The sequence below is a fragment of the Mesorhizobium abyssinicae genome (genome assembly GCF_049887195.1).
GTDB lineage: Bacteria > Pseudomonadota > Alphaproteobacteria > Rhizobiales > Rhizobiaceae > Mesorhizobium > Mesorhizobium abyssinicae.
The window spans coordinates 384,644-408,365 of record NZ_JARAKC010000001.1 but is presented as its reverse complement, the minus strand read 5'-3'; the positions used below and the strand labels follow the sequence as shown (position 1 = coordinate 408,365).

Genomic DNA, 23,722 nt, shown 5'->3' with positions numbered 1-23,722 from the left:
GGGTTCGAGATTGCAGGCGCGACCCAAGGTGCGAGGCCGCACCTTGGTACGGCTGGCAGGCACCGCCACCGTGCCCTAGTATGATCCCTGCGGCGGCGGATCGCGCCGCGGACGGGAGGTGCAGGGATGATTTTCCGACAGCTCTTCGATTCCGTATCGGGGACCTACTCCTACCTGCTGGCCAGCCGCCGGGGCGGAGAGGCGCTGATCATCGATCCGGTGCTGGAGAAGGTCGAGCGCTATCTGCAGCTCGTCAACGAGCTCGACCTCAAGCTGGTCAAGGCGGTGGACACGCATCTGCACGCCGATCACATCACCGGCCTCGGCGCGCTGCGCGACCGGACGCATTGCGTCACGGTGATGGGCGAGCAGACCAAGGCCGACGTGGTGTCGATGCGGCTCGCCGACGGCGACAAGCTGGCCATCGAGGGGCTGGCGCTCGACGTCATCTATACGCCCGGGCATACCGACGATTCCTACAGCTTCATCCTGCCGGACCGGGTGTTCACCGGCGACACGCTGCTGATCCGCGGCACCGGCCGCACCGACTTCCAGAACGGCGATCCGCGCCAGCAGTACGAATCGATCTTCGGCCGCCTGCTCAAGCTTCCCGACGAGACGCTGATCTTCCCGGCGCATGACTACAAGGGCGAGACGGTCTCGACCATCGCCGAGGAGAAAGCCTTCAACCCGCGCCTGCAGGTGAAGTCGGTGGACGAGTATGTCGAGATCATGAACAACCTCAAGCTCGCCAACCCGAAGATGATGGACGTCGCCGTGCCGGCCAACATGAAGGTCGGGCTGCATCAGGACGAGATCGCCGGGCGCGGCTGGTCTGTCACGGCGGACGAGGCGCTGGCGATTGTCGGCAGGCCGGACGTGGCTTTGATCGATCTGCGCGAGAGCGCCGAGCGGGAGCGGCATGGCGTCATCCCGGGCGCCATCCATCTGCCCTATCCCAGGCTGCAGGAGAACATCGCCGCCGGCGGCATGCTCAATGAGTTGGCTCGATCGACCAGCAAGCAGCTTTTGTTCTACTGCGCCTTCGGCGAACGCTCGGCGATGGCGGTGCAAGCGGCACAGGACGTCGGCATCGCCAACGCCCGCCATATCCAGGGCGGCATCGACGCGTGGCGGAAGGCGGGCGGGCCGCTGTTGCGGTAGGCCGTGGCGGCGCCGCGCGGGCCGGATTTCAGAAGATCAATTCAGGCCGATGCGCCTGGCGCCGTGCCGGAACATGGCTTCGGCGTCCCGGTCGAAACGGAAGGTGGCGATGAAGTCGTCGGCACGATAGTCCGGCAGGGTCTTGCGGATGGCGGCGGCGAAAGTGCGCGCCTCGTCCTGCCGGCCGGCCAGCGCCAGGCAATGCGCGGCGATCGCCAGGATGATGATGTGGGCGTTGGGGCGGGCCGCCGCCTTCAGCGCCCATTCCGAGGCCTCGGCGAACTCTCCAAGGCGGGCATGGGCCATGGCGCGGGCGCCCATCATGCCGAACAGCAGCGGGTCGAAGGGGCTGAGATGGCGCGAATGATCGGACGAGCCGATCGCTGAGCGCGGATCACCCGACTGGGAGTGCACAAACGACAGCGCGTAGTGGCCGAGCGCGAAATTCGGGCTGAGGTCGACGGCCCTTTCCAGTTCGAGCAGCGAGCCGTCGCGCTCGCCGCGCAGCCACAGCGCCCGGCCCATGGCCCAATGCGCCGCCGGATTGTGTTCGTCGACCAGAAGACTTTGTCCGGCGGTTTCGAAGGCAAGCGCAGCTTCGTGGTCGCGGTCGCCCCAGCGCTGGAAGGCGTTCTGCCAGTGGGTGAAGGAGAGGCCGGCATAGGCGCGGGCAAAGGTCGGGTCCTGCTTCAGCGCCATGTCGAAGAACTGGTGGGCCAGCTCGTTTTCGGTCCGGGTGAAGCGGTACATGTGCCAGAGGCCGCGATGGTAGGCCTCCCAGGCGTTTAGCGAATTGGGCGCCTTCAGCATCGCCCGGTTGCGCTCGACCGTGGTGACCTCCGCCGCGATGGAGGACACGATGCTGTTGCCGATATCGTCCAGCACGACAAAGATATCGTCCGGCCGGTGCTCGAACGTCTCGGCCCAGACAATGCGTGCGGTGCGCACCTCGACCAGTTCGACGGCGACGATGACCCTGCCCGACAGGCTGCGGACGGAGCCGGTCGCGACGTAGTCGACATTCAGCCTGCGCCCGGCATCCTCGGGCGAGATGTCCTTCTCCGCCAGCGCGAAAACCGAGCCGCGGGCGATGACGAAGAAATCCCTGAGCTTGGCCAGCCGGGTGATGATGTCATGGGTCAAGCCGTCGGCCAGCCCACCACGAAAATCCGCGGTGCCGGCGTGCTCGACGAACGGCATGACTGCGAGCGAGGCGCGGCGTGTCGCGGATGTCTCGGGCTCGGCCGGAGCGACCGGTGCCTGGGGCACTGCAAACGCCGGCACGGATCGCACGGGTGGCGTCGCGCTGGACTGACTGGATCTTATTTCCTGCCATGCCTCGCGCAGGGGGGCGAAATCCAGCTCCTCCGACTCGAATAGCCGCGCGGCGGCAGCCAGATGCTCCTCGCACGCGCCGATCTGGCCACGCCGCGCGCTGTTTTCCAGCAGCGCAAGATGAGCGCGGCTGTCGAAAGGGGCGAGTTCCAGCCATTTGTCGATATAGGCGCCTGCCTCGTCGCATTCGACCGGAAGCAGCCCGATCAGATGCTCCAGTATGGCGACATGGCATGACCTGAAACGACGGCGCTGCGCCGTCAGCCAGCTGTTGAAATGGGGGCTGCGGTCGAGTTCCAGCCCGTCGAGGAAATCGCCGGTGAAAAGGTGGGAAAGCGTCCGCAGCCGCTCGAGGCCGAGGCTCTCGATGCCTTCGGCGACCGCGGCGGCGGCTTCCACGGCATCGATGCCAAGTCCGGCAAGACGAAGCGCGACGGTGTCGCCTTCGGTCTCGATCCGGCGCCGGCCCGGCTCGTCGAGCGCGCCGCGCAGCTTGCTGAGGCACCAGCGTAGCTCGCCGCGCGGATCGTTCGGCACATCCCACAAAAGCTCGCACAGGCGGCTGCGTCCGACCGGGTGCGGCGCAAGCGCCAGATAGGCAAGCAATGCACGCAGCTTGCGCGACGCCGGCAGCGCCACCGGCATGTCGTCGCGCGAAATAGCCAGCTGTCCGAGCAGCCGCACGGAAAGGCCGGCGGCAGTGCTTTCCAGGCTCGCTCGGGCGGATTCCACGTGCGTTTCCACGCTCGCTCCCACGCTGACCAGTTGCTCCATGTTCTATCACCAAACCCGACAAGGCGCACCGGCAGCGGACATTCCGGCCGGATGCAGCCGTTGCCGAAATGAAGGCACGTCGAGCAACCTAACGCGGCAAGGTCTCGAAACCTCGCCGCCAAGCCCTCCGGTTTGTAACCGGATCGTGAGGACCAAGAGGAGACCAGACATGTTGAAGCAGTTGAAGATCAGAACCACGGCCGGGCGCGGCCGGTTGTTCGACAGCATTCTCGACACGGTCGGCGATACGCCGGTCATCCGCATCAACAATCTCGGCCCGGGCCATGCGACGATCTATGCGAAGGCCGAATTCTTCAATCCGGCCGCATCGGTCAAGGACCGCCTGGCGCTCAACATCATCGAGGAAGGCGAGCGCAGCGGCGCGCTGAAGCCGGGCCAGACCGTGGTCGAGGCGACCAGCGGCAACACCGGCATCGGGCTCGCCATGGTCTGCGCGCAAAAGGGCTACCCGCTGGTGGTGACGATGGCCGACAGCTTTTCCGTCGAACGCCGCAAGCTGATGCGCATGCTGGGCGCCAAGGTGGTGCTGACGCCGCGTGCCCAGAAGGGCTTCGGCATGTACAAGAAGGCGGCCGAGCTGGCCGAGGCCAATGGCTGGTTCCTCGCCCGCCAGTTCGAGACCGAAGCCAACGCCGCCATCCACGAGGCGACCACGGCGCGCGAGATCATCAACGACTTTGCAGGCTCGCGGCTCGACTATCTGGTGACCGGCTACGGCACCGGCGGCACGGTGACCGGCGTCGGCCGGGTGCTCCGCCGGGAGCGGCCGGATGTCAAAATAGTGCTCGCCGAGCCCGCCAACGCCCAGCTGGTCGGCAGCGGCAAGGCGCAGCAGCGCGGCGCCGGCGGGGCGCCGGACGCCAGTCATCCGGCCTTTGAGCCGCATCCGATCCAGGGCTGGACGCCGGACTTCATCCCCAATGTGCTGCAGGAAGCGATCGACAAGCGCTTCTATGACCAGGTGGTGCCGATCCCCGGTCCGGAAGGCATCAAATGGGCGAAGGCGCTGGCGCAGCAGGAGGGCATCTTCACCGGCATTTCCGGAGGCGCCACCTTTGCCGTGGCGCGCCAGATCGCGGGCACGGCTCCCGCCGGCTCGGTGATCCTGTGCATGCTGCCCGACACCGGCGAGCGCTATATGTCGACGCCGCTGTTCGACGGCATCGAGACCGAGATGGATGCCGAGGAGATGGCGCTCTCGCGTTCGACGCCAAGCTGCCAGTTCGACGCCTGACGACAGAGCCGTGGCGCCGCCGCCCTCGATGGCGGCGCCACAAGATGTGAGAGAGGGGCAAATGGACAGTTTGGGGGAAGCGTCAACAAGCATGGCCGCGGACGAGACTCTCGATCCGCCGGACTGGGCCGATGTGAAGGCCCTTTCGCACCGCATCATGGACGATGCCATGGGCTATCTGCGTGATGTCCGCGAGCGCCCGGTATGGCAGGAGATGCCGGCCGAGGTGCGGACCTTCTTCACGGCGCCCTTGCCGCGCACGCCATCGCCGCTTGCCGACGTCTATGGCGATGTCGCCCGCAACGTCATGGCCTATCCGATGGGCAACATCCATCCGCGGTTCTGGGCCTGGTACATGGGGTCCAGCAACTTCACCGGCGCGCTCGGCGATTTCCTGGCGGCGATCCAGGGCTCCAATCTCGGCGGCGGCAACCATGCCGCCGGGCTGATGGACAGCCAGGTGGTCGACTGGTGCAAGGAGATGGTGGGCTTTCCGGCCTCGGCCAGCGGCACGCTGGTCAGCGGCGGCTCGATGGCCAACATCATCGGGCTCACCGTGGCGCGCAACATCAAGGCCGGTGTCGACGTGCGCGAGCATGGCGTTGCCGCCATTCCGATGCCGCTGCGCTTCTACGCCTCGGACCAGGTCCATTCCTGCCATCGCAAGGCGATGGAAGCACTCGGCCTCGGCAATCACGCGCTGCGCCGCATCCCGACGGATGCCGGGCTGCGCATCGATCTCGCGGCGCTGCGTGCGGCGATATCCGAGGATCGCGCCGCCGGCTTCAAGCCGGCCTGCGTCATCGGCACGGCCGGCACCGTCAACACCGGCGCGATCGACGATCTGCGGGCGTTGGCGGTGCTGGCGGCGGAAGAGGACCTCTGGTTCCATGTCGATGGCTGCATCGGCGCTTTGATCGCGATCGCGCCGGGGAACGCATCGCTGGTCGCCGGGATCGAGCAGGCGCATTCGATCGCGCTCGATCCGCACAAATGGCTGCATGCGCCATTCGAGGCCGGTTGCGCGCTGGTTCGCGATGCCGTGGCGCACCGCGGCACTTTCGCGGTCACGCCGGAATATCTGGAATCGGCGCCGCGCGGCCTCGCCTCCGGGCAATGGCTGCATGACTACGGCCTGCAGACGTCGCGCGGCTTTCGCGCGCTCAAGGTGTGGATGGCGCTGAAGGAGCATGGCGTCGAGAAGTTCGGCCGCCTGATCGACCAGAACATCGCCCAAGGCCGCTATCTGGCCGGCCTCATCGCGGCCGAGCCGGCGCTCGAACTGACGGCGCCAGTCACCATAAACATCGTCTGTTTCCGCCATCGGGGAGGCGGCCTGTCCGGCGAGCGGCTGAAGGTGCTCAACACCGAGATCATGCTGCGGCTGCAGGAAGAGGGCATCGCCGCCCTCTCCGACACTACGGTGCATGGGCAGCACTGCCTGAGAGTGGCGATCACCAACCACCGGACGCGACGCGAGGACCTCGAACTGCTGGTCGCGGAAACCTTGCGTATCGGCGCGGAACTTGCGGCGCGGATGTCGCCGGCGGGAGAGCAAACATGCCCTTGATAGACTATGTGGAAGAAGGCTCGGGGCCGCCGGTGCTGTTCGTTCCGGGGTCGTTCAGCACCTATGCGGCCTGGCGGCCGATGCAGAAATGGCTTGCGCCCGGCTATCGCATGATCGGCACCAGCCTCTGCGGCTACGGGGCGACGGCGGAGACCCGCAGGCGCGATGATTTCGGCATGCGGCACGAGCTTCGCATCATCGAGCATGCGGCACGCCGCGCCGGCGAACCCGTGCATCTGGTCGGGCATTCCTTCGGCGGTACGGTCGCCCTTGCCGCTGCCCTGGCAAACTCCGTCGAGGTGGCGAGCCTGTCGCTGTTCGAGGCAAATCCGCTGGCCCTGCTTGCTCGGCCGCCGAGGCGGAATATCCATCAAGAAGTTCTGGAACTCAGCCGCGAATTTAGCGCCGCCGTCGATGCCGGCGAAGCCGATGCGGCGGCCATGATCATCGACTTCTGGGGCCGTCCGGGAACATTTGCGGCGATGCCCGAGGCCGTCCGCGACTATTGCCGCAAGACTGCGGCGACCAATGCGATCGACTGGCTGACGGACTTCGGGTTCGAGGCTGGGGTCGAGGATTACCGCCGCCTGGACATTCCGGTTCTCCTCGTCAGGGGCGAACTCGCCAATCCGGCGATGGTGGCCATGACCGACGTGCTGGCACGGGCTTTGCCGAATGCGCGTCGCGCGGTCGTCGACGGCGCCGGCCACTTCCTCATTGCGACCCATGCGCAAAAATGCGCCGCGCTGCTCGCCCAATTCCTAGCGCGGGTGGCGCTGCCGGAGCCCGCGATGCAGGGCTAGCCGTCGCCGGCAGCCAGCGGCGCGCCGGGCAGGTAAAGCATGATCGGCCGGATTTCGTAGACCGCGCTCGGATTGACGCGCTTGAGGTCGCGCGCCGTGGCAATCGCCTCGTCCTGGTCGGCGCAGTCGAGGACATAGAGGCCCAGCAACTGTTCCTTGGTCTCGGCAAAGGGTCCGTCGATCACCATGCCGTCGCCCGGGCCGCGCAGCGTGACGGCTTTCGCCGTCTCGCCCAGCCTCGCCGCCGGCCCAAGCTTGCCTGCGCGGGTCAGCCTGTCGTTGATCTCGAGCAGGTCGACCATCAGCGCGGCATCCTCCTCGGGCGTCCAGGACTGGACGGTTTGTTCGACGTGGTAGGCCAGGATGGCGTAGAACATGGGTGCGATTTTCCTCAAGCCGGAGCGGGCCGCACTATCCCAAGGATGGCATGGCTGATCCAGTCCCCACGGCAAGCGGCCCGCCGCCTCCTGACTCAAGCTGCCAGCGGCAGGCGCAGTTCCGTCAGCAGGCCGCCGCCGGGGTTGTTGGAGAGGCTGATTTCGCCGCCGGCGGCGCGCGCGATGTTGCGGGCAATGGTCAGGCCAAGGCCAAGGCCGCCGGTCTGGCGGTTGCGCGACTGCTCGATGCGGACGAACGAGCCGAACACCGCGTCGAGTTGGGCCTGGGGGATGCCCGGACCTTCGTCGCGGATGGCCAGCGTGACCGTGTGTTCTGATCGCTCCAGGCTGAGATGCGCCTTCTTGCCATAGGTCACGGCGTTTTGGACAAGGTTGGTGACGCAGCGTTTCAGCGCCACCGGCCGGGCGATGCAGATCAGGCCGCGCGGCCGGGTGCCGTCATGGTCGAACGAAACCTCCTCGAAACCGTCGGCGATCGATTCCACCAGCGACCAGAAATCGATGCGTTCGGCCTTTTCCTCGGTCACCTCGAACTTGGCGAAGTCGATGACGGAGCTGGCGATGCTCTCGATGTCGGCGAGGTCATGGGCGAGCGCTTCGCGCGCCGGCGATTTGCGCAGCAATTCCAGGCGCAGCCGCATCCTGGTCAGCGGCGTGCGCAGATCGTGGGCAAGGGCCGCCGCAAGGTGCTCGCGGTCCTCGACATAGGCGCGCAGCCTGACCTGCATGGCATTGACCGCCTTGGCGGCGGCGCGGATCTCGCGGCTGCCGGTCTCGGCGATCGGCGGGAACTTCAGGTCGTTGCCGATCCGGTTCACGGCGGTTTCCATCATCCGGTAGGGCGCGGTCAGCCGGCGCAACGACCAGATCGACATCACCACCACCAGCCCGGCGATCAGCGAATAAAGCGGCAGGCTGTCGAAACTCAGAATCGGCCCCACCGGGGTGATCGGCTCGGTGAAATTCAGCCATTGGCCGTCGGCAAAGCGCAGCGAGGCCGTCAGCTTGTCGCTCTGGGCGAAATCCGCCGCCAGCACCAGGAGGTCGCGCTCCACCTGGCCGACATCCTTGTTGGGAATGATGCCGCCGGGAGCATCGGCCTCTTGCGTTGCCGGATCGCGCCGCACGCGCGCGTCGGTGATGCCGAATTTCGACAGGCGGCCAACGAGGATGTCCTCCAGTTCGGCAAGCTCGTCGTCGCCGGCAATCGAGGAGGAGACGGCGGGCGTATCGGAAACGGTGAGCGCATAGGTGGCGTTGAACAGGCCTGACGCCGTCGCCTTGCGCTCATCCGGCGTCGCATCATGCATCAGCTGCACCAGGGAGAAGGCGCGGTCGTTCAGCCGGTAGAGGTCGACCACGTCGTTGGCGGCGGCGCGGTCGCGCGAGACGATGTAGAGCGTCGCGACCTGGCTGATCAGCAGGCCGGCAATGACGATGAGCAGCACCCAGACGGGCAGGGTCTGCGGCAGGAAGCGTCTCATTCGGTGGTCGTCTCGGGCAGGAACTGGTAGCCGCCGCTGCGCACGGTGAGGATCAGTTTCGGCGTCTTGGGGTCGTCCTCCATCTTGCGCCGCAGCCGGCTGACCAGGATGTCGACGCTGCGGTCGAAACTGTAGCCGGTGTCGCCGCCGGACAGCTCGATGAGCTGGTCGCGGGTCAGCACACGCTGGGCGCTTTTGACGAAGGTCTGCAGGAGGTTGAATTCGGCCATGGTCAGCTCGACCCTGACATCGCCGGGCGCCGTCAGCCGGCGGCGCGAGCAGTCCATCGTCCAGCCGGCGAAATGGTAGATCTGCTTAGCGGCCGGCCGGCGCGGCTCGGCGGCGCCGTTGCGTCTCAGCACGGCGCGGATGCGGGCCAGCAGTTCGCGCGGATCGAAGGGTTTCGGCACGTAGTCGTCGGCGCCCATCTCCAGGCCGACGACCCGGTCGGTGGTCTCGGTGACGGCCGTCAGCATGATGATCGGCGTGGTGTAGTTGGCGCGGAGCTCGCGGCAGAGCTCCAGCCCGCTCTTTCCCGGCAGCATCACGTCAAGCACGATGAGGTCGACCTGCGCGCGGCGCAGGATCGCCTCCATCTCGGTGCCGTCGGCGGCAACCGTGGTGCGCAGCCCGCGCTTCTGGAAGAACTCCTGAAGCAGGTCGCGTATGCCCTTGTCGTCGTCGACGATCAGTATGTGTGCGTCGGATTTCACGGGAACCCTGTCATTCTGGTGGCCTGTGGTCGTTCCGATCTCACCCACACGATAGAATTCCGGCCATATCTTGGCCAGTGGCGACGATGCTTCGCGAGGCTGGATTCACCAGAAACAATCCAGAAACAAAATTCTACAGTCGGGAAAAACTCCTGAAAAATTTCAAAGGCATAACTGATGTCGTGGCGGTCAGGTCATCGGCTGCGACGCTAGTCTCCGGAGTAACGGACAAGACCAATGCAGAGGTTCACGATCAGCTTGATGGGTGCGTTGCTCAGCATTTCGCTCGTCACGGCAGCGGTCGCGGCCTCCAACGCAAAGGTGACGCCGATCACCCGGGCCGAGCGCTGCAGCGATCTCAACCGCCAGGTTGACGAAGCCCTCGAAACCCATGCCGCGGCAACGCAGGTCACCGCGGCGAAGGCACTTCAGAGAAAGGGAAACCGGTTCTGCGCCAACAAGAAGCAGGCACAGGGAATCCGGATGCTCGCGAACGCTTTGAAGCTGCTTGGAGTGACACCGATCGACCCGGTTCAGTGACGCTCAAACCCCGACCCGCACAAGAAAAGGAAATGAAGCCATGAAAAAGTCCCTCCTCTCCGCCCTCGGCCTCGGCATTGCTCTCGCGTTCTCGATGCCGGCTCTCGGCAATGCGGCCGCGACCACGACCGCTGCTCCGGCTGCTTCGACGACGACCGCTCCGGCGACCGCCGCGCCGGCCAAGGCTGCTCCGAAGAAGGTTGCCGCCAAGAAGGTCTGCAAGGTGACCAAGACGCACAAGTGCCCGGTCAAGAAGGCCAAGAAGGCTCCGGCGAAGAAGTCCTGATCCGCAAGCCTGTTCTTGCAATCGAGGCCGCTTCAGCCGCACATCGGCTGGGGCGGCCTTGGCTCGACTGGTGCCGACCTCCGAACTGAGGCGCCAACCGGGTCACGCTGAAACCGGTCCCACGGCCGGCGATCCTTAACCCGGTCGCAATGCCGATCCTGTAGGACAATCCGCATGAAGAAGCGGTTTTCGTCCCTTATGCGTTCGATGGCGCTTGGCGGCCTGGTCGTCACAGGTCTGGCCAAGATGCTGATCCTTTTGACCGCCAGTCCCGTGCCTGACCCTGCCAGCGGACGGACCGAGCCTTCGCTGTTCGCGCCCAAGATCTCAACCAGCTGGGACTACATCACCCCGCTGCAGACCTGGCTGCTGATCGTGCTGATGGGCACGACCCTGATCGCCTTCGCGGCCTGGGCGCTCACGGCCTTGATGGAACGCAGGGCGGACGGGCCGCCCATCGACCGCATCGCCGGCCGCCACGGCCGTTGAACGGCAGACGATAGATCCCACATAGATTCGTGAACGGCCGCGCCGTCGGCGGAAATGGACGGTCGCGGTCGCGCATGACAAAATGTGAGCCTTCCTTGCCGTCGCCGGGTTCCGATGCCTGAAACCGTCACCAAGCCACGCACCAGGACGAAGCCGCAGACCGAGCGGCCGAAACTTTACAAGGTCATCCTGATCAACGACGACTTCACGCCGCGCGAATTCGTGGTGACCGTTCTGAAGGCCGAGTTCAGGCTGAGCGAGGACCAGGCGCAGCGGGTGATGATCACCGCGCACCGGCGCGGCGTCTGCGTCGTCGCCGTCTTCACCAAGGATATCGCGGAAACCAAGGCGACGCGGGCGACGGACGCCGGCAAGGCCAAGGGCTATCCGCTGCTGTTTACAACGGAACCGGAGGAGTAGGGTCGCGACTGCCTTTTTCTCCCCGTCACTATACGGGGAGAAATGTCCGGCAGGACAATGAGGGGCGGCGCTGGCGCTAGAAGAGTTTCCCCTGGATAATCCGTGACGATCGCCAATCACAGTTGGCGCCGCCCCTCATCCGCCCTTCGGGCACCTTCTCCCCGTGAACGGGGCGAAGGAAGGAGGCGCTACCGCCCCTCGCGGTACCACATCGAGCCCATTGCCAGGAGCAGCAGGCCGAGGCCGAGGAAGCCGCCGAACAGCGGCACGCGCGAGACGGCCTTGAGCAGGCTGTCGTCGGTTGTGCGCAGGCCGATCCAGTCGGCGCCGGATGCGACACCGGAAGAACGGACCGGAACGATCGAAGGCAGCGTCACGCCGCCGGTAATGCCGCCGAGCGCGGAGGTGGCGGCCAGCCGGCGCACGCTGCCACCGGTCGCCTCGACCGGCGCCTTCAGCCGGTCCTCGGTCGAGATGACATCGGTGAACTCCGGCGCGTTGATCGGGCCGACATGGGCCAGCGCGGTGAGGTCACCATTGCCGACCTGGTAGAGGCCGATTTCCTTGGTCTCGACGCTGCCGAGGAAGATGCCGGGTTCGGACTTCTCGAGCCTGACGATCAGCGCCTTCCCGGACGGCGTGATGACCTGCGCGGGACCAGGGTCGTCGCTCATCGTCTGGCGGCGGATCTCCAGCACCATGCCGCGTCCATCGGCAGTCAGCCGCTCCTCCTCGAGCTCCGGCTCCTTCATCAGCCAGTGGGCGATGCGGCGGTAGAGCTGGACATGCGGGCCGCCGCCTTCGAAGCCGCGCGCCCACAGCCAGCCCTGGTCGGACAAGAGCATGCCGACGCGGCCTTCGCCCTTGCGGTCGAGCAGGAGCAGCGGCAAATTGTCGGCGCCCTTCATCACCACTTCGCCTTCGGGGTTCTTGACGCCGATGGTGCGGAACCACCGGCTCCAGTGCGGCGGTTCGGTGTTGGAGCCGTCGAGGCCGCGCGTCACCGGATGGCGCTGGCCGAGGTCGGTGAGGCGCGGGTAGAAGGCCTTGTCGACGACCTCGCCGCTCGGCATCGCCGGCAGCGCCGACATCAGCGGCGTGCGGGCGATCGAGCTTTCGCCGGCATATTCGGGGCCGGCGGCGATCAGCAGCGCGCCGCCTTTTTCGACATATTCGGAGATGTAGTCGTAATAGAGGATCGGCAGCACGTCGCGGTGCTGGTAGCGGTCGAAGATGATCAGGTCGAAATCCTTGATCTTCTCGACGAACAATTCGCGCGTCGGGAAGGCGATCAGCGACAGCTCGTTGATCGGCGTGCCGTCCTGCTTTTCCGGCGGCCGCAAAATGGTGAAGTGGACGAGGTCTACCGAGGCGTCCGACTTCAAAAGGTTGCGCCAGGTGCGCTCGCCCGCATGCGGTTCGCCGGAGACGAGCAGCACGCGCAGATTCTCACGGATGCCGTCGACCAGGGCGATGGCGCGGTTGTTGGCATCGGTCAGCTCGCCGGGTTCGTGATCGATGGCGAGCTCGATGATGTTGCGGCCGGCGTTGGGAACGGTGACCTGCAGCGGCATCGTCTGGCCGATCGTGGCGCGCTCGACCGAGACCTGCTCGCCATTGATCGAGACGCGGACATCGACCTGACCGGCCTGATCGCCTGTGGCGATGACCCGGTAGGTCATATCGAGCGGCTTGCCGACGAGGCCGAAGCGCGGCGCGTTCTCGAACCTGATGCGGCGGTCCTTCTCGTGGTCGTTGCCGGTGATCAGCGCGTGCAGCGGCGCGCTGAAATCAGGCGCGCCGGCAGGTGCGTCGTGCACCTCGCCGTCGGTGATCATGATTGCGCCGCCGATGCGCGACGGCGGCACGTCGCGGAAGGCGCCTTCCAGCGCGCTGAACAGCCTGGTGTCGGTGCGTTCCTCGGCGGCATCGGACTTGCCGGCCTCGATGACGCGCACGTCGAACTGCTTGAAGCGGGCAAGCCGCTGCTGCAGCCCGGCGAGCGCTTCGTCGGTCTGCCTGGTACGCTCGCCGATGTCCTGGCTCTGGCTGCGATCGACAACGACGGCGACGACGCTCTTCAGCGCGTCGCGCTCCTCGTCGAGGAACACCGGGTTGAGCAGCGCGGCGCCGAGCGCCAGCAAGGCTGTGAAGCGCAGCACCGAGCCGCGCTGGCGGAACCACAGGCCAACCAGCGCCAGCAACGCCAGCGGCGCCAGCACGGCGGCAAGCCAGGGCCAGGACAGAAGCGGTTCGAAGGAGATCGACCAGTTCATCGCTTACTGCCCCAGCCGTTCGAGCAGGACAGGCACATGCACCTGATCGGATTTGTAGTTGCCGGTCAGCATGTACATCATGATGTTGACGCCGGCACGCAGCGCATAGATCCGCTGCATCGGGTCCGCCGGCACGGTCGGCAGCAACGGGTCGCCATTCTCGTCCACCGCCCAGGCGCCGGCGAAATCATTGGCGGTGATCAGGATCGGCGAAACGCCGTCGCCGACGCGCACCGGACGGTTCTCGGCGTTGCTGGCGTCGAGCGACGCCTCGACCCAGAGCGGGCTGCCGTTGAACCGCCCGGGAAACTCCGGAAGGATGAAGAAGGATTTGGTCAGCACGTGGTCCGAAGGCACCGGCTCCAGCGGCGGCACGTTGAGATTGCCGAGAATGTCGCGCAGCCGTTCCGTTGCCGGGCTGGTCGAGTTCGCGCCGATGCCGTTGGCGAACTGGTCGCGGGTATCGAACAGCACCGTGCCGCCCTGCTGCATATAGGCGTCGATGCGGGCGATCGAGGTTTCGCTCGGCATCGGGGCGGTGGGGTCGATCGGCCAGTAGATCAGCGGGTAGAAGGACAATTCATCCTTGGCGATGTCGACGCCGGCCGGATCACCGGGCTCCAGCGCGGTCTTCTCGATCAGGAAGCGGGTCAGGCCTTCCAGTCCGGCGCGGCTGATTGAATCGACGCCGGGCTCGCCGGTCAGCACATAGGCGATGCGGGTCTTCGAGATGTCCTCGATCGCCTGCGTGTCGCCCGGCTTCGCGTCATCGGCGCGGGCGAGGTCGGCATGGCCGACAAGCGCGCCAAGCGCGATCAGCAGGGCAGCCGCGGTGGTCGCTGCGGCGCGCCGGGGTCGGCGCGAGAGCAGGCCGCCCATCCAGAACACCGCCAGCGTGTCGAGCACCATCAGTACCAGCGCCGCCGCGACCAGCGAGCCCTTCAGATTGCGCGATTCGTCGAAGGCGTACTGGATGCTGGTCACTGGCAGCGAAAGGTTGGGCCGGGCCAGCGGCGCGAAGGTGCTCGCGGCGTCGAGCAGATTGTGGGCGAACACACCGGTCTCTGAGCCGTAGAGGCCCGGCGGGTTTTCGATCGTCACCGGCAGCGGACCGGCGCCCGGCACCAGCGGCCTTGCGTCCGGCGTCGGCGGCACCAGCGTGCCGTCGGCGGCGATCATGCGGTAGGGCGCCAGCGAGGTGGAGGCGGCTTCGGCATTGGCGACGGCGGCTCCCTGGTTGCGCGACAATTGCACGATGCGCCTCAGCATCTCGACGAAGCTGCCCGAGATCGGCAGGTTCGACCATGTCGCCTCGGGCGTGACGTGGAACAGCACCAGCGTGCCCTTTCCCTTCTTCAGCCCGGTGACCAGCGGCGTGCCGTCGGCCAGCGTCGCCCAGGTGCGCTCGACGATGTCGGGCGTCGGCTCGGCCAGCACCTGCCGGGCGACGGTGACCTCGGTCGGCGGGGCGAGATCGGCGAAGGGGCCGGTCTTCGGGAATTCGGTGACCGGCTGCGGCGTCGTCCACGACAGCGCGCCGCCCAGCGCGCGCTCGCCGCTGCGCAGCCTGACCGGCAGGAGGTCGTCGTCATTGCCGGCGGCGGCCAGCCGCGAGCCGGCAAAGCGGACCAGCGTGCCGCCCTTGTCGACCCAGTCGGCGAGCTTTGGCCGCACCTGCTCGGGGATGGTGCCGACATCGGCCATGACAATCATGGCCGGCTTCTGATCGAGCAATTGCGGGATGGCGTCGGCAAGGTCGACGCTCGACGGCTCGACCAGATCGGCGAAGGGCTGCAGCGCGCGGCGGATATAGTAGAGCGGCGACAAGAGCGGCTGCGCCTGGTCGGCCTCGGACTGCGACAACAGCCCGACGCGGCGGCGTTTGGAGCTCTCGTCGAGCACGCGCACGGCGCCGGCCTGATGCTCGCCGTCGAGGGCGATCGAGGCAAAGTCGTTGCGCAGTTCGAACGGCACCGCCATCGTGCCGGTGGCCGTGGTTTCGCCCGGCGAGAAGGTCAGCGTCGCATCGGCGATCCGACGGCCCTTGTCGTCGAAAGCGCCGGCGATGACCTGGGCGGGCGCCGGATCGCCGGGCGGACGGATCGCGGTCAATGCAAAGCCATCGACCTGGTTGTCGGCAGCGGTCAGGCCGGCCAGCGTTATCCGCTCGGACGTGGCCCAGACCAGGCGCGCCGCATTCTTCGACAAAAGCGTGTTGAAGGCGGCTTCGTCGCCTTGCGCGGCGAGCCCGTCGGCGAGCACGGCGACGCTGGCGCCGGGATGGCTCTCCAGGCTTGCCGCGACGCGGGCATAGACGGCGGGGCGGTCGGTCGGGATCGGCCGCGGCTTGGCGGCGCGCAGCCTGTCGAGCGCCGTCGCGGCATCGAAGGGGCCGATCTCGGCGTTGGGCTTTTCGGCGGTGAAGGCGATGATGACGGGCACGCCATTCGAGCCGGCGTCGGCGATCAGCCGTTCGGCCGTGGCGACGCGCTTGCCCCAGTCGGCGGCACTTGCCCAGTCATTGTCGATCACCAATGCCAGGGCCGAGCCTTCGGCCGGCAGTTTTTCACGCGGATTGAAGACCGGTTCGGCAAGTGCGACGACGATCAGGGCGGCCATCAGCAGCCTCAGCAGCGTCAGCCACCATGGGCTTTGCTGCGGCGTCTCCTCGCGCTTCAGGACGCGGGCCAGGATCTTCAGCGGCGGAAACACTTCCATTTGCGGCTTCGGCGGGGTGAGCCGCAACAGCCACCAGATCACCGGCAGCGCCAGCAGGCCCCACAGCACCATGGGCGCACCGAAGGAAAGCGGCAGCCAGCTCATGCGCCGATCTTTCCGGCAGGACCAGCGGTCAACCCGGTATGACCTTGGGTCAACCCGGTATGACTGCCAGCGGCAGTCAACCCGGTATGACCTATGGTCAACCCTGCATGACTGCCTTCGGCGGTCAAAGCCATGTGGATGCGCACCAGCGCTTCGGAGGCGAGGCGGTCGGTATGGTTGACGGTGAAGCTCCAGCCCAGCCGCTTGCACCAGCCGGCCAACTCCTGGCGGCGGGCGCCGTAGAGCAGGCGGTATTCGTCGCCGAGCATCTCGGCGCGGCCGGCGGTCAGCTTGTCGCCGGTTTCGGGATCGGTGAACTCGGTGCGGCCGGCATAGGGAAAGGTTTCCTCGGCCGGGTCGGCGACCTCGATCAGATGGGCGCGCACGCCGTGGCGGGCGAGCACGTCGAGCCAGGCCATGGTCTCCTCGACCGGGTCGAGGAAGTCGCTGACGAGGACGACGTCGGAAAAGCGACGGATGCCGGAAAGATCGGGCTTTGCCGGCAGTGCGCCGGCATGGCCGAGCTGGGCCGCGATGCGCTCGGCGCCGTTGCGGGCCGTGAACGGGTCAGTGAGGCCCGGCCAGGCGATGCGCTCGCCGCTGCGCGACAGGAGCTCGGCCATAGCCAGCGCCAGGACGAGCGCGCGCGATTCCTTGGAAACGCCGGCACCGGCCGATTTGTAGAGCATCGAAGGCGAGGGGTCGGCCCACAGCCACACCGTATGGGCGGCCTCCCATTCGCGGTCGCGCACATAGGTGTGATCGTCGCGGGCCGAGCGGCGCCAGTCGATGCGCGAGGAATCGCCTTCGACATAGGGCCGGAACTGCCAGAAATTCTCGCCTATGCCGCGCTTGCGGCGGCCGTGCCAGCCGGCGATCACGGTGTTGACGATGCGGCGCGCCTCGACCAGCAGGTCCGGCACCAGCGAGGCCCGCAACCGGCCACGGGCGAGCGCGTCACGCGTCGCAACCGGTGCCTGGACCTCGCCTATTCGTGCCATCAGATGCCTTTTGCCAGTTTCGCCACCACGTCGCGCACCGAGGTGCCTTCGGCGCGGGCGGCGAAAGTCAGCGCCATACGATGCTGCAGCACCGGCTCGGCCAGGGCACGGATGTCGTCAACCGACGGCGCCAGCCTCCCATCATACAGCGCCCGCGCTCGCGCGCACAGTGTCAGCGCCTGGCTGGCGCGCGGCCCGGGACCCCAGGCGACGAGCTTGTCGGTTTCGGCGTGCCCCTGGCCGGGGCGGGCCGAACGCACCAGCTTGAGGATCGCGTCGACCACGCTTTCCGGCACCGGCATGCGGCGGATCAGCGTCTGGATCTCCTTCAGCCGGGCCGGCTGCAGCACATTCTGCGCCTTGGCGTCCTCGACGCCGGTTGTCTCCAGCAGGATGCGCCGTTCGGCTTCGATTTCCGGATAGAGGATGTCGACCTGCATCAGGAAGCGGTCGAGCTGCGCCTCCGGGAGCGGATAGGTGCCTTCCTGCTCCAGCGGGTTCTGCGTCGCCAGCACATGGAAGGGCGAGGGCAGGTCGTGGCGCGCCCCGGCGATGGTGACGTGGTATTCCTGCATCGCCTGCAGCAGCGCCGACTGGGTGCGCGGCGAGGCGCGGTTGATCTCGTCGGCCATCAGCAATTGCGCGAAGATCGGCCCGGAGATGAAGCGGAAGGAGCGCTTGCCGAACTCGTCCTGCTCCATCACCTCGGAGCCCAGAATATCGGACGGCATCAGGTCGGGCGTGAACTGGATGCGGCGGGAATCGAGGCCGAGCACGACGCCCAGCGTCTCGACCAGCTTGGTCTTGGCGAGGCCAGGCACGCCGACCAGCAGCGCATGGCCACCGGCAAGCAGCGCCACCAGCGTGCGCTCGACGACGGCATCCTGGCCGAAGATGACACGACCGACGCCGTCACGGACTTTCGAGATGTCCGCCAGCGCCTTTTCGGCCTCGGCGATCATGTCCTTTTCGCTGATCGGGCTTTCCTTGATCATCACGCTCATGCCGTTTCGATCCTTGTGCTGGAAATACCGGCTTGCACTGTCTGTGCCGCAGAATGCCGCGATTCGGCCTCGCCTGGCGCCTGCATTTGAACTTAAATCACAGACTTAGGCTGACAAGCGGAACAACAGTGACTATTTCGTGACCATGACGGACCTCACAGAACATCGTGAACAGAGCCTCACCAGCGCCACCGAGGCGCGCGGGCTGGAGGCGCTGATCTCGCGCGCGACCCGCGCCGGCAAGGGGCCGGCGCCGGTGGAGCGCTGGAATCCGGACTTCTGCGGCGACCTCGACATGGAGATCAGGGCCGACGGCACCTGGTTCTATCTGGGCACGCCGATCGGGCGCATGCCGCTGGTGCAGCTGTTCTCCGCCGTGTTGCGCAAGGATGCGGACGGTAGGACCTATCTGGTGACGCCGGTGGAGAGGGTGGGGATACGCGTCGTCGACGCCCCCTTCGTCGCCGTCGAGATGGATGTGTCCGGCGCCGGCGACGACCAGGTCATCACCTTCCGCACCAATGTCGGCGATGTCGTCGAGGCCGGGCCGGGCCACGCCCTGCGCTTCGTCGACGAGGAGGCGACCGGCGGGCTGAAGCCCTATGTGCTGGTGCGCGGCCGGTTGGAGGCGCTGGTGGCGCGGCCGGTGATGTACGAGCTGGTCGAGCATGGCGAGGAGATCGACATCGACGGCAGGACGATGTTTGCCGTGCGCTCCAGGGGCGAGGTCTATCCGATCATGCCCGCCGAGAAGCTGAAACGGCTGAGCGCGTGATGGACCAGGTGACGCCGGCGCCGTTCTCGACCGTGGATTTTCGCCAGCGCGTCGCCGCCCAGGCAGACGCCCATGCCGGCGACGACTATGGCGATCATCGCTTCAATCCCGGCCATCCCAGGCTGAAGCACGTAAAGCCGCTGCGCGACGCCGCCGTGCTGATCCCGGTGGTCGATCACGGCGCCGATGCGACGATGCTTTTGACCAAGCGCGCCGAGAAGCTGCGCAGCCATTCCGGTCAGGTGGCCTTTCCGGGCGGCACGATCGACCCGACCGATCCCAGCCCGGAGGCGGCTGCGTTGCGCGAAACTTTTGAGGAAATCGGCCTCGAGCGCGATCATGTCGAGATCATCGGCCGCATGCCCGACTATGTTTCCGGCAGCGGCTACCGCATCGCGCCGGTGTTGGCGGTGGTTCGGCCAGGCTTCTCCTTGACGCTCAATGCCGACGAGGTCGACGCCGCCTTCGAGGTGCCGCTGCGGTTCCTGATGGACCCGGCCAACCACGCCAGGGACAGCCGCATGTGGGACGACCTCGAATGGTTCTTCTATGACATGCCCTATGGCGGCCAGCGCATCTGGGGCGTCACCGCCGGCATCATCCGCACCCTCTACGAAAGGCTCTATGCTTGAGTGCTCCCGTATCGCTCGCCGGCAGGGCGGACTGGCTGAACGAGAAGCACCTGCAGCGTCTGCTTGCAGCGCTTTCGGATGGCGATGAGCGGGCGCGCGTCGCGGGCGGCGCCGTTCGCAACACGCTGCTCGGCCAGCCGGTCGCCGATATCGACGTCGCAACCACGACGCTGCCGCAGGAAACCATCCGCCGCGCCGAGGCGGCCGGCTTCAAGACGGTGCCGACCGGCATAGAGCATGGCACTGTCACGGCGATCGCCGGCGGCAAGACCTATGAGGTCACCACGCTGCGCGCCGATATCGAGACCGATGGGCGGCGGGCAAAGGTGTCGTTCGGGCGCGACTGGAAGCTCGACGCCGAGCGGCGCGATTTCACCATCAACGCGCTCTATGCCGAAGCTGACGGAAACGTCGTCGACCTGGTCGGCGGCATCGCCGACATCGCGGCGCGCCGGCTGCGCTTCATCGGCGATGCGGAAGCGCGCATCCGCGAGGATTACCTGCGCATCCTGCGGTTTTTCCGTTTCTTCGCCTGGTATGGCGACGGACGACCCGACGCCGAAGGGTTGAAGGCCTGCGCGCGGCTGAAGGACGGGCTCGGCCAGCTCTCGGCGGAGCGCATCTGGTCCGAACTGAAGAAGCTCCTGTCGGCGCCGGATCCGTCACGCGCGCTTTTGTGGATGCGTCAGGCCGGCGTGCTTACCAGCGTTCTGCCGGAAAGCGAGAAATGGGGCATCGACGCCATCCATGGGCTGATCCGGACCGAGAAGGACCTGGGCTGGGCGGCCGATCCGCTGCTGAGGCTGGAAGCCATGGTGCCGCCCGATGCCGCGCGGATGAAGACGCTTGCCGAGAGGCTGAAATTTTCCGCCGCCGAGGCGGGGCGGCTGAGGCACTGGGCGCTGGCGGCGGCGATCGAGCCGAGGACGAGCGAAGGCGAACTGGCCAAGAAACTCTATCTCGGCGATCGAAACGGCATCGCCGACCGGCTGCGGCTTTCGCTGGCTTCCGCGCGGGCACGGGCCGCCGAGGACAATCAGGCGCTGATCGATGCTGGCGGCTTCTCGCGCCTGCTTGCCTTCGCGTTGAAATGGGAGAAGCCGGTATTCCCGATCAAGGGCGCCGATCTCGCCGAGCTTGGCGCGGCGCCCGGCCCCAGGCTCGGCGCGATCCTGAAAAGTCTCGAGAAGGAATGGATCGCGTCCGGTTTCACCCTTGACCGCGGCGCGCTCATCGAGCGCGCCGTAAAAGCGCTTGAAGCTTAGAGCAATTCCAGGAAAAGTGTGTAACGGTTTTCCGTCCGGAATTGCGTAAAAACAAATAGTTAGAGCGGTTCGGCGATTCCATGAAACGCTGAACCGCTCTAGATCGCAACTTACCTGATCGAAGCGGGAGCCAGTGCGCGTGAAAGGCTGGCTTCGCCCTTGCCGTAGACGGAGGCGTTGTAGTTGAGCAGCGTGTCGGTACGAGCCGTGTTCAGCAACTGGTTGGTGATCTGTGTCGGCGTTGCCGTGGTGAATTTGCTGCCAACGATCGCCGCGTAGCCGGAAATGATCGGCGCCGCGAAGGAGGTGCCGTAAAGGCCGGTCTTGCTGCCGGTGACACCCACGACAAGGAAATGGCTCTGCACGAGCGGGTTGGAGCCGGCGTAGTTGGAGTAGGAGGCAAGCTGGGCCTTGCTGGTCGTCGTGCCGTTGGTGGAGAGCGCGCCGACGAAGATCGCCGAGGCTTTGCCGACCAGCGCGAGGTTGAGGTAATCCTGCTGGCCGTTCTTGATGCCGCCGACGGCGACCGCATCGTTGCCGGCGGCCTTCGAGACGACGGCCGACCCCTTGGTGGCATAAGAGATGATCGAGGCTTCCTCCGGCGCCCAGCCGATCTGGCTGGTGCTGTAACCCGCCCTGGCGTACATGCCGTAGCTCAGATTGAGCACGTTCAGGCCCGCCGCCAGCGCAACCGACGAGCCCGTCGAGAAGTCCTTCGACCGGATGGCTGCCAGGGGCGCAACCATGCTGGCTTCCTGGCGGGTCCATTCGCCGTGCCGCTGGTTTTGCGTGCCGAGGCCGAAATTGCCGGAGAAGCGCGACGTGCTGCTGAAATCGTCGACGATGGTGATGGTGACGCCACTGCCCTTGTAGCCGGCTGCCCATGCGGCGCCGACCTCGGGGCTCATCCAGCTCTGCACCGTCGCTTGCGTCGTCGGCGTGGCCGGGATCGTGGCGCTCACGCAAATCGACCCTGCGCCGTGGCAGAGCGCGGCGGTCTGGTCGGCGTCGAGAGCTTCCTGCGCCGACGCGATCGGCGCCGAGAAGATGGCAAGCGCGGCGGCGAGACCGAATTTCCAGTGGTTGGCTGACATGCTCTTACTCCAGTCGAACAGGAACCAGGACGGACGAATGTGAACTTCGAGGCGGGTCAACCTGCTCATGTCAGCCTCCAAGGTCAGAAAGTAACACGGTAATTCAGCCAGAGACGCATGGTCTCCGGTTTAGCGTTAACCAGATATTTCAGGGTTTGCTCAGGTGCCATCTCGGTGGCCGCGAGCCGGCAGTTGACGCTGTAGGTGCCCAGGTCCCCATAGTCGGCCACGCACGGCTTTTCGGTGAGGTTGCCGCCGATCGTCGAGGTCAGCGAGAAGGACAGGGTGCTGCTCGCACTCGGGTGCATCTGAGTGAGGAAGCCGAGCTTGAAGCTGGGCTCGATGCTGTACTTCTCGGCGCTTTCTCCGGTGCCGAAACCCCACAGGATGCCGGTGTCTTCAGTCAGCTGGGTGAGAAAGTCGACGTGGAGGTCGACCCAGGTGGCGTGATACCACCGGTTGAACGATACCCACGATCCGCTCTGCAACTCATAGCCGCCGTCGCCGAGGCCTCTGGCCCGGTCACTGAGCTGTGAGCCCTGGTGCATGTCGACAAGCGACGTCGTCATCTCCTGCCCGGCCGCCGGAGGCGCGCCAAGGAAGGCGGACAGCAGCAGCGCTGTCCAACGGAAACTGCCTCGATTGCCGGACCTTTCGCGCATGCGCGAAAACACCTCGCCCCACCGTTTCCGGATCAGCGCCTGGTGGCGACGGGCTTCTCTGGCTGCCCCTGTTTCCGGATTATCTCCCCGATGGTGGCACGCCTACCGTTACCGCCTGGTTATCCAAGCAGGTGCGAATATAAGTATTTGATTGAAAATATTTGCGCTCTCGGCAGCCGTGGCCGACAGGCGGAGCGGGATGCTGGCGGGTTCGGCACCCCGCTGCCGCTGAATGATTGCGCAAGTTCCGTGATCCGATCCGGCCGGAAGCCGTTACGCCGCGTCACGCACCTTCTGGATACGCGAGCGGATCGCCTCGATCATCGTCTCGCGAATGGTTGTTTCGCCATGCGTCTCACGCATATGCTCGACGGCACGGCGCATCACCTCGGCCTCTTCTTCGGCGCGTGTATGCCACTCACAGCCGGGCACGAGCGATCCGCAGTGGAATTCCTTCATCGGATTTTCCTTTCCTCCTTGGAGCGCCGACGGACGTCCGCACTCTCGATGCGTGCACGATCCTTTATCGAAAACCGAGAAGCTTCCGGGTCGCGCACTGGCGAGCAACCATAACACGGTTCGATGGCTTTGGTTGCCGCCAGAGCCGAAAAAGGCGGAGCATCGCTGCTCCGCCTTCTTACGCTATCTCGGAGCAAGACCGGACATAACCCTGTCTTGCTCCTGCGAGCAGGCCGTCACTTCATGATCTTGACTGCCTCGGCAATCTTGTTCTTGCCGCTCATGTCCCAGGAAACGCGGACCTTCTCGCCAGCCTGCAGGCCAGGATCCTTGAAGGCCTTGGACAGCGTAAAGGTGGATCCATCATCCAGAACGAGGCTCATGGCCGTTCCATCGAAGCTCTTCACTGTGCCCGTGGTGTGCTTGACCGCCGCGAACGCGGCGCCACCAGAGGCGAGAAGAGCAGCGGTTGCTGCCGTCACAATAAGCTTGCGCATGGC

Annotated in this window: 23 protein-coding genes; 11 read left to right on the top strand and 12 right to left on the bottom strand. The window is 66.1% G+C overall.

Going from position 1 to position 23,722, the window contains the following annotated elements:
- Nucleotides 1–126 precede the first annotated feature (126 nt).
- Nucleotides 127–1,164 carry an MBL fold metallo-hydrolase gene (locus PU724_RS01870; protein ID WP_127286314.1) on the top strand — a complete coding sequence of 346 codons (1,038 nt, stop codon included), beginning with the start codon at nt 127–129 and terminating at the stop codon, nt 1,162–1,164.
- Nucleotides 1,165–1,200: 36 nt separating this feature from the next.
- Here PU724_RS01870 and PU724_RS01865 read toward each other — a convergent pair whose 3' ends face one another.
- The gene (locus tag PU724_RS01865; protein WP_354419369.1) at nt 1,201–3,273 is read right to left on the bottom strand and encodes a transcriptional regulator; all 2,073 of its coding nucleotides are present in this window, start codon (nt 3,271–3,273) and stop codon (nt 1,201–1,203) included.
- A 169-nt stretch (nt 3,274–3,442) separates the two neighbouring features.
- On the opposite strand from PU724_RS01865, the gene PU724_RS01860 reads away from it, so the two are divergent.
- The 3 genes from PU724_RS01860 (at nt 3,443) to PU724_RS01850 (ending at nt 6,901) form a co-directional block, all read left to right on the top strand.
- On the top strand, nt 3,443–4,528 hold the full coding sequence (locus tag PU724_RS01860; protein ID WP_354419367.1) for a PLP-dependent cysteine synthase family protein: 1,086 nt from the start codon (nt 3,443–3,445) through the stop codon (nt 4,526–4,528).
- A gap of 91 nt (nt 4,529–4,619) precedes the next feature.
- The gene (locus PU724_RS01855) at nt 4,620–6,098 is read left to right on the top strand and encodes a pyridoxal phosphate-dependent decarboxylase family protein (RefSeq protein ID WP_426213015.1); all 1,479 of its coding nucleotides are present in this window, start codon (nt 4,620–4,622) and stop codon (nt 6,096–6,098) included.
- Nucleotides 6,089–6,901, top strand: a complete 813-nt coding sequence (locus PU724_RS01850) for an alpha/beta fold hydrolase (RefSeq protein WP_292170364.1) — start codon at nt 6,089–6,091, stop codon at nt 6,899–6,901. The genes PU724_RS01855 and PU724_RS01850 overlap by 10 nt, the downstream gene beginning before the upstream one ends.
- Here PU724_RS01850 and PU724_RS01845 read toward each other — a convergent pair.
- The 3 genes from PU724_RS01845 to PU724_RS01835 all read right to left on the bottom strand — a co-directional run bounded on the left by PU724_RS01845 (nt 6,898) and on the right by PU724_RS01835 (nt 9,496).
- Complete coding sequence (locus tag PU724_RS01845) at nt 6,898–7,278, bottom strand: YciI family protein (protein WP_292170363.1); 381 nt, start codon at nt 7,276–7,278, stop codon at nt 6,898–6,900. The two genes, PU724_RS01850 and PU724_RS01845, sit on opposite strands and share 4 nt — an antisense overlap.
- 95 nt (nt 7,279–7,373) lie before the next feature.
- A complete protein-coding gene (locus tag PU724_RS01840; protein ID WP_292170362.1) occupies nt 7,374–8,783 on the bottom strand; it encodes an ATP-binding protein in 1,410 nt (469 codons plus the stop codon).
- Complete coding sequence (locus PU724_RS01835; protein WP_128275404.1) at nt 8,780–9,496, bottom strand: response regulator; 717 nt, start codon at nt 9,494–9,496, stop codon at nt 8,780–8,782. Before PU724_RS01835 ends, PU724_RS01840 begins: the two co-directional genes overlap by 4 nt.
- A gap of 237 nt (nt 9,497–9,733) precedes the next feature.
- Here PU724_RS01835 and PU724_RS01830 point away from each other — a divergent pair, with 237 nt between their 5' ends.
- The 4 genes from PU724_RS01830 to clpS all read left to right on the top strand — a co-directional run bounded on the left by PU724_RS01830 (nt 9,734) and on the right by clpS (nt 11,231).
- Nucleotides 9,734–10,036, top strand: a complete 303-nt coding sequence (locus tag PU724_RS01830) for a hypothetical protein (protein ID WP_127285666.1) — start codon at nt 9,734–9,736, stop codon at nt 10,034–10,036.
- 40 nt (nt 10,037–10,076) lie between these two features.
- Nucleotides 10,077–10,322 carry a hypothetical protein gene (locus PU724_RS01825; RefSeq protein ID WP_127285667.1) on the top strand — a complete coding sequence of 82 codons (246 nt, stop codon included), beginning with the start codon at nt 10,077–10,079 and terminating at the stop codon, nt 10,320–10,322.
- 174 nt (nt 10,323–10,496) lie between these two features.
- Entirely contained in the window at nt 10,497–10,811 is a 315-nt protein-coding gene (locus PU724_RS01820) for a hypothetical protein (RefSeq protein WP_292170360.1), read from the top strand.
- 114 nt (nt 10,812–10,925) lie between these two features.
- Nucleotides 10,926–11,231 (top strand): ATP-dependent Clp protease adapter ClpS, encoded by a 306-nt coding sequence (gene clpS / locus PU724_RS01815; protein ID WP_127285669.1) that lies wholly within the window; start codon nt 10,926–10,928, stop codon nt 11,229–11,231.
- A gap of 188 nt (nt 11,232–11,419) precedes the next feature.
- Here clpS and PU724_RS01810 read toward each other — a convergent pair whose 3' ends face one another.
- From PU724_RS01810 to PU724_RS01795, 4 genes are read right to left on the bottom strand one after another with little or no spacing between them, the layout of a single operon-like run.
- Nucleotides 11,420–13,507, bottom strand: coding sequence for a hypothetical protein (locus PU724_RS01810; RefSeq protein ID WP_292170355.1), 2,088 nt, complete (start codon nt 13,505–13,507; stop codon nt 11,420–11,422).
- A 3-nt stretch (nt 13,508–13,510) separates the two neighbouring features.
- Nucleotides 13,511–16,330 (bottom strand): DUF4159 domain-containing protein, encoded by a 2,820-nt coding sequence (locus tag PU724_RS01805; RefSeq protein ID WP_354419362.1) that lies wholly within the window; start codon nt 16,328–16,330, stop codon nt 13,511–13,513.
- Complete coding sequence (locus PU724_RS01800) at nt 16,327–17,331, bottom strand: DUF58 domain-containing protein (protein ID WP_354419360.1); 1,005 nt, start codon at nt 17,329–17,331, stop codon at nt 16,327–16,329. The genes PU724_RS01805 and PU724_RS01800 overlap by 4 nt, the downstream gene beginning before the upstream one ends.
- Nucleotides 17,331–18,335, bottom strand: coding sequence for an AAA family ATPase (locus PU724_RS01795; RefSeq protein WP_127282803.1), 1,005 nt, complete (start codon nt 18,333–18,335; stop codon nt 17,331–17,333). Before PU724_RS01795 ends, PU724_RS01800 begins: the two co-directional genes overlap by 1 nt.
- 145 nt (nt 18,336–18,480) lie before the next feature.
- Between PU724_RS01795 and PU724_RS01790 the strand changes: the two genes are divergently transcribed.
- From PU724_RS01790 to PU724_RS01780, 3 genes are read left to right on the top strand one after another with little or no spacing between them, the layout of a single operon-like run.
- Nucleotides 18,481–19,110, top strand: a complete 630-nt coding sequence (locus PU724_RS01790; protein ID WP_354419358.1) for a DUF1285 domain-containing protein — start codon at nt 18,481–18,483, stop codon at nt 19,108–19,110.
- On the top strand, nt 19,110–19,742 hold the full coding sequence (locus PU724_RS01785) for a CoA pyrophosphatase (RefSeq protein WP_127393654.1): 633 nt from the start codon (nt 19,110–19,112) through the stop codon (nt 19,740–19,742). The genes PU724_RS01790 and PU724_RS01785 overlap by 1 nt, the downstream gene beginning before the upstream one ends.
- Nucleotides 19,739–21,007: a CCA tRNA nucleotidyltransferase gene (locus PU724_RS01780; RefSeq protein WP_354419355.1), complete on the top strand. Its 1,269-nt coding sequence runs from the start codon at nt 19,739–19,741 to the stop codon at nt 21,005–21,007. The genes PU724_RS01785 and PU724_RS01780 overlap by 4 nt, the downstream gene beginning before the upstream one ends.
- Before the next feature lie 110 nt (nt 21,008–21,117).
- On the opposite strand, the gene PU724_RS01775 is transcribed toward PU724_RS01780, so the two are convergent.
- The 4 genes from PU724_RS01775 to PU724_RS01760 all read right to left on the bottom strand — a co-directional run bounded on the left by PU724_RS01775 (nt 21,118) and on the right by PU724_RS01760 (nt 23,719).
- A complete protein-coding gene (locus tag PU724_RS01775; RefSeq protein WP_245511275.1) occupies nt 21,118–22,170 on the bottom strand; it encodes a S8 family serine peptidase in 1,053 nt (350 codons plus the stop codon).
- Nucleotides 22,171–22,184: 14 nt separating this feature from the next.
- Nucleotides 22,185–22,763, bottom strand: a complete 579-nt coding sequence (locus PU724_RS01770; protein WP_127392126.1) for a hypothetical protein — start codon at nt 22,761–22,763, stop codon at nt 22,185–22,187.
- A 273-nt stretch (nt 22,764–23,036) separates the two neighbouring features.
- Complete coding sequence (locus PU724_RS01765) at nt 23,037–23,222, bottom strand: DUF1059 domain-containing protein (protein ID WP_126058661.1); 186 nt, start codon at nt 23,220–23,222, stop codon at nt 23,037–23,039.
- Between the two features lie 236 nt (nt 23,223–23,458).
- A complete protein-coding gene (locus tag PU724_RS01760) occupies nt 23,459–23,719 on the bottom strand; it encodes a DUF1344 domain-containing protein (protein WP_127392127.1) in 261 nt (86 codons plus the stop codon).
- Nucleotides 23,720–23,722 lie beyond the last annotated feature (3 nt).

What these genes read in the sequence shown, in the direction of transcription:
- PU724_RS01800 (WP_354419360.1), bottom strand. Translation starts at nt 17,331, where the DNA reads ATGGCACGAATAGGCGAGGTCCAGGCACCGGTTGCGACGCGTGACGCG.
- PU724_RS01760 (WP_127392127.1), bottom strand. Translation starts at nt 23,719, where the DNA reads ATGCGCAAGCTTATTGTGACGGCAGCAACCGCTGCTCTTCTCGCCTCT.
- PU724_RS01855 (WP_426213015.1), top strand. Translation starts at nt 4,620, where the DNA reads ATGGCCGCGGACGAGACTCTCGATCCGCCGGACTGGGCCGATGTGAAG.
- PU724_RS01850 (WP_292170364.1), top strand. Translation starts at nt 6,089, where the DNA reads ATGCCCTTGATAGACTATGTGGAAGAAGGCTCGGGGCCGCCGGTGCTG.
- PU724_RS01845 (WP_292170363.1), bottom strand. Translation starts at nt 7,278, where the DNA reads ATGTTCTACGCCATCCTGGCCTACCACGTCGAACAAACCGTCCAGTCC.
- PU724_RS01765 (WP_126058661.1), bottom strand. Translation starts at nt 23,222, where the DNA reads ATGAAGGAATTCCACTGCGGATCGCTCGTGCCCGGCTGTGAGTGGCAT.
- PU724_RS01830 (WP_127285666.1), top strand. Translation starts at nt 9,734, where the DNA reads ATGCAGAGGTTCACGATCAGCTTGATGGGTGCGTTGCTCAGCATTTCG.
- PU724_RS01785 (WP_127393654.1), top strand. Translation starts at nt 19,110, where the DNA reads ATGGACCAGGTGACGCCGGCGCCGTTCTCGACCGTGGATTTTCGCCAG.
- PU724_RS01775 (WP_245511275.1), bottom strand. Translation starts at nt 22,170, where the DNA reads ATGAGCAGGTTGACCCGCCTCGAAGTTCACATTCGTCCGTCCTGGTTC.
- PU724_RS01805 (WP_354419362.1), bottom strand. Translation starts at nt 16,330, where the DNA reads ATGAGCTGGCTGCCGCTTTCCTTCGGTGCGCCCATGGTGCTGTGGGGC.
- PU724_RS01790 (WP_354419358.1), top strand. Translation starts at nt 18,481, where the DNA reads ATGACGGACCTCACAGAACATCGTGAACAGAGCCTCACCAGCGCCACC.
- PU724_RS01870 (WP_127286314.1), top strand. Translation starts at nt 127, where the DNA reads ATGATTTTCCGACAGCTCTTCGATTCCGTATCGGGGACCTACTCCTAC.
- PU724_RS01825 (WP_127285667.1), top strand. Translation starts at nt 10,077, where the DNA reads ATGAAAAAGTCCCTCCTCTCCGCCCTCGGCCTCGGCATTGCTCTCGCG.
- PU724_RS01810 (WP_292170355.1), bottom strand. Translation starts at nt 13,507, where the DNA reads ATGAACTGGTCGATCTCCTTCGAACCGCTTCTGTCCTGGCCCTGGCTT.
- PU724_RS01865 (WP_354419369.1), bottom strand. Translation starts at nt 3,273, where the DNA reads ATGGAGCAACTGGTCAGCGTGGGAGCGAGCGTGGAAACGCACGTGGAA.
- PU724_RS01860 (WP_354419367.1), top strand. Translation starts at nt 3,443, where the DNA reads ATGTTGAAGCAGTTGAAGATCAGAACCACGGCCGGGCGCGGCCGGTTG.
- PU724_RS01770 (WP_127392126.1), bottom strand. Translation starts at nt 22,763, where the DNA reads ATGCGCGAAAGGTCCGGCAATCGAGGCAGTTTCCGTTGGACAGCGCTG.
- clpS (WP_127285669.1), top strand. Translation starts at nt 10,926, where the DNA reads ATGCCTGAAACCGTCACCAAGCCACGCACCAGGACGAAGCCGCAGACC.
- PU724_RS01840 (WP_292170362.1), bottom strand. Translation starts at nt 8,783, where the DNA reads ATGAGACGCTTCCTGCCGCAGACCCTGCCCGTCTGGGTGCTGCTCATC.
- PU724_RS01820 (WP_292170360.1), top strand. Translation starts at nt 10,497, where the DNA reads ATGAAGAAGCGGTTTTCGTCCCTTATGCGTTCGATGGCGCTTGGCGGC.
- PU724_RS01795 (WP_127282803.1), bottom strand. Translation starts at nt 18,335, where the DNA reads ATGAGCGTGATGATCAAGGAAAGCCCGATCAGCGAAAAGGACATGATC.